General features: G+C 68.5%; 6 protein-coding genes and 1 pseudogene. 5 read left to right on the top strand and 2 right to left on the bottom strand.

Annotation, left to right across the window (positions count from 1 at the left end; translation table 11 throughout):
- Positions 1 to 54 precede the first annotated feature (54 nt).
- Positions 55 to 219 carry a hypothetical protein gene (locus QN345_RS17275; protein WP_323508952.1) on the top strand — a complete coding sequence of 55 codons (165 nt, stop codon included), beginning with the start codon at positions 55 to 57 and terminating at the stop codon, positions 217 to 219.
- 94 nt (positions 220 to 313) lie between these two features.
- Here QN345_RS17275 and QN345_RS17270 read toward each other — a convergent pair whose 3' ends face one another.
- Entirely contained in the window at positions 314 to 556 is a 243-nt protein-coding gene (locus tag QN345_RS17270; protein ID WP_134449337.1) for a hypothetical protein, read from the bottom strand.
- A gap of 150 nt (positions 557 to 706) precedes the next feature.
- On the opposite strand from QN345_RS17270, the gene QN345_RS17265 reads away from it, so the two are divergent.
- Positions 707 to 829, top strand: coding sequence for a hypothetical protein (locus QN345_RS17265; protein ID WP_255453709.1), 123 nt, complete (start codon positions 707 to 709; stop codon positions 827 to 829).
- A 79-nt stretch (positions 830 to 908) separates the two neighbouring features.
- On the opposite strand, the gene QN345_RS17260 is transcribed toward QN345_RS17265, so the two are convergent.
- On the bottom strand, positions 909 to 1,694 hold the full coding sequence (locus QN345_RS17260) for a hypothetical protein (protein ID WP_323508951.1): 786 nt from the start codon (positions 1,692 to 1,694) through the stop codon (positions 909 to 911).
- 61 nt (positions 1,695 to 1,755) lie between these two features.
- On the opposite strand from QN345_RS17260, the gene QN345_RS17255 reads away from it, so the two are divergent.
- From QN345_RS17255 to QN345_RS17245, 3 genes and pseudogenes are all read left to right on the top strand, one after another.
- On the top strand, positions 1,756 to 1,962 hold the full coding sequence (locus tag QN345_RS17255) for a hypothetical protein (RefSeq protein ID WP_323508950.1): 207 nt from the start codon (positions 1,756 to 1,758) through the stop codon (positions 1,960 to 1,962).
- Between the two features lie 3 nt (positions 1,963 to 1,965).
- The gene (gene recR, locus QN345_RS17250) at positions 1,966 to 2,565 is read left to right on the top strand and encodes a recombination mediator RecR (RefSeq protein WP_134449856.1); all 600 of its coding nucleotides are present in this window, start codon (positions 1,966 to 1,968) and stop codon (positions 2,563 to 2,565) included.
- A 120-nt stretch (positions 2,566 to 2,685) separates the two neighbouring features.
- Positions 2,686 to 3,135 (top strand): annotated as a pseudogene (locus QN345_RS17245) (aspartate kinase); the annotation flags it as partial.

The following is a 3,135-nucleotide window of genomic DNA, read 5'->3' as shown; positions in this document are numbered from 1 at the left end:
GCCCGGAATGCCGGACGGTTCCTTTCCCAAGAGAAAAGAAGAAGACACATGCGAATGAAGAAAAGAGCGGTCGCCGTGGCGCTGGCGGCGGGGGCGATCCTCGCCCAGTACCTCGTGCAGTTCGTCTGGGGCCCGGCACGCAGGCTGCAGCGCCGCTTCGTCGGTCCGCTGATGGCGCTTCCGGTGCGGCTCAGCCGCAGCCCGGGCAAGCGCATCTAGCCACGCCACGTGCACCGTTCCGGTCGAGAGCGCCCGTTCGGCGCGTCACTCTCGACCGGAACGGAACACCTCCTGTCCGTCCGGCAGCCCGGGGTCAGTTCGGGACGTCGGCCTCTCCGGTTTCGTCGTGGAGGTCCTCGACGTAGCGGTACGAGATCGGTTCCTCGGTGACGTGCCCGAGCTTGAAGACGCGCCGCACGATCTGCCCGTCCTCCTCGACTTCGAGGGTGACCTCCTGGGCGTATCTGCCGTTGACGTATTCCAGTACTCGTTCGGTTCCCGCGGCGATCGGGTTGGCGCCGTAGAAGATCGCCCGGTACGTGTCGTTCTCGCTCATATTCCCTCAATCCCTCAGGTGGCTGGTCGCACACAGCCTACGACCGGCGCGCCCGGGCACAAGGGCCGGGCCGAGCGGATGCCGTTCCCAGCGATTCCGCGTAGGGTCGAGGAAGACGATGCCGCTGGGGCTCGGGTCGAAGGAGTGCACATGGCTGACAAATCACCCAAGAAGGACGCGACCAAGAAGGTCGCCGGAAAATCTCTCAAGGAGAAGCGTGCCGACAAGCACGCCAAGTCCAACGAGACGGCCGAGAAGGCACGGAAGGCATAGCTTCCGCCCGATTAGTTTCGCTCAGTTCCACTGCAGACAGGGTGCTGTCCCGCTTCGGCGGGGCGGCACCCTTCTTCCGTTAGGCCAGGTCCCGCCGGATGCCGGAGACGGCCTCGGAACCCCGGATCTCGACGAGGAGCTCCAGGATCCGGTCGACGACCGCCGTCGTCACCGCCCGGCAGACGATGCTGTGGCGGCCCAACTCCGTGAGGCCGCCCGCCCGCACCCGGATCACCTCCCAGCCGACCTCGTTCAGGGCCGCGTCCTTCTCCCGGTCTGAGGCCTCCTTGAGGCCGCGATGCGCCAGGCCGTCGCGCCCAGGGTCGTCGTATTCGATCGCGATCCGGAGCGCCGGAATGATGATGTCCGGCCAGACCTCGGGCTTGCCGTAGAAGGTGCGGCTGATGCGCACGGCATTCACTCGGTGCGGCAGACGGATGCGCTCCCCGAGCGCCACCCGCAGCCGTTGCTCGGTCGCGGAGGTGCCGAGCCGCAGGCCGGGCTTCATGAACGGCACGCCGCCCTCGAACCGGGCAGCCGGGGCGGCGGCGTTGGCCTGGCACCGGGGGCACCCGGGGCCGGTGAGGGCTTCACGGACCGTCGCGGTGTACCGGGAGTGGCCGCGGGTGCAGATCCAGTCGTAGACGGCGCCGATGCGGGTCTCCTGCGCGAGGGCGCCGCGCGCGCCCGCCGCGACCGTGCCGACCAGCTGGGCCCTGGTGCGCCGGGTCTCACGCAGGAGCACGCAGAGCGGGCAGTCCCTGTGCAGGGTGATGCGGGCATCCGCTGCCCGACAGGGTGAACCGCCATACGACGACGAACCGCCGCCGTACGACGACAGCGACGTGCCGCCGGACGAGGACACCCCACCGGACCGTAACGCGGGCTCGGCCAGACAGGGTCAGAACCGGTCGCCCGCGCGCCAGGTGCCTCCCGCACCCCAGGCGCAGCCGGCACCGGTCGATCGCAACGTCACCCACACCGGGCCGAACACCATCGGCCCGAACGGCAGGCGCAGCCCGGCCTTCGAGGAGAAGCAGCGCTACGGGGAATCCGTCGTCCGCGAGGTCCTCGGTGCGACCTTCCTCGAAGAACAGCCGTACGAACCGGCACCCCGAACCAGAGGCGACTGACCCATGTACGAAGGAATCGTCCAGGAACTGATCGACGAACTCGGCCGCCTGCCCGGAATCGGGCCGAAGTCCGCGCAGCGTATCGCGTTCCACATTCTGCAGACCGAGAGCTTCGACGTCACCCACCTCGCCAATGTCCTCCTCGAGGTGCGCGACAAGGTGCGCTTCTGCGAGATCTGCGGCAATGTCTCCGAGCAGCCGACGTGCATGATCTGCCGCGACCCGCGCCGCAATCCCGCGATGATCTGCGTCGTCGAAGAGGCCAAAGACGTCGTGGCGATCGAGCGCACCCGCGAGTTCAAGGGGCTCTACCACGTGCTCGGTGGCGCGATCAGCCCCATCGACGGCATCGGGCCAGACCAGCTCCGCATCCGCCAGCTGCTGCAGCGCCTCTCCGACAACACCGTCCAGGAGGTCATCATCGCGACCGACCCGAACCTCGAGGGCGAGGCGACGGCGGCCTACCTGTCGCGCCTGCTGACGACCCTCGAGATCACGGTCACCCGGCTCGCCTCCGGCCTGCCCGTCGGTGGCGACCTCGAGTACGCCGACGAGGTCACCCTCGGCCGTGCCTTCGAGGGTCGCCGCACCGTCTCGAGCTGACCCCGGCTCCACGCCCGCGTGCGCGGCGTCACATTGCCGGTGCCGAATACATCAGCATTTAGGATGGAAGACGGGGCTATGCCCGCCATGCCCGCAGACCCGAACCCCCAGGAGCGCCACGTGAGCTTGATCGTGCAGAAGTTCGGCGGATCATCCGTCGCAGACGCCGAAAGCATCAAGCGCGTCGCCAAGCGCATCGTCGACACCCGCAAGGCCGGCAACGAGGTCGTCGTCGCCGTCTCCGCGATGGGCGACTCCACGGACGAGCTCCTCGACCTCGCCCACCAGGTCACCCCGATCCCGGCGCCGCGCGAGCTCGACATGCTCCTCACCGCAGGCGAACGCATCTCCATGGCCCTTCTCGCCATGGCGATCAAGAGCATGGGCTACGACGCGCGCTCCTTCACCGGCAGCCAGGCCGGCATGATCACCGACGCGCACCACGGCGCCGCGCGCATCGTCGACGTCACGCCCGGTCGCATCCGCTCGGCTCTCGACGAGGGCGCCGTCGCGATCGTCGCAGGCTTCCAGGGCTTCAATCGCGACACCATGGACATCACGACCCTCGGT

The organism is Cryobacterium sp. 10I1, from assembly GCF_035019805.1.
In the GTDB taxonomy this organism is placed as follows: Bacteria; Actinomycetota; Actinomycetes; order Actinomycetales; family Microbacteriaceae; genus Cryobacterium; species Cryobacterium glucosi.
Note: the sequence above shows the minus strand (reverse complement) of the source record. Positions and strands in the feature narration are given on the sequence as shown.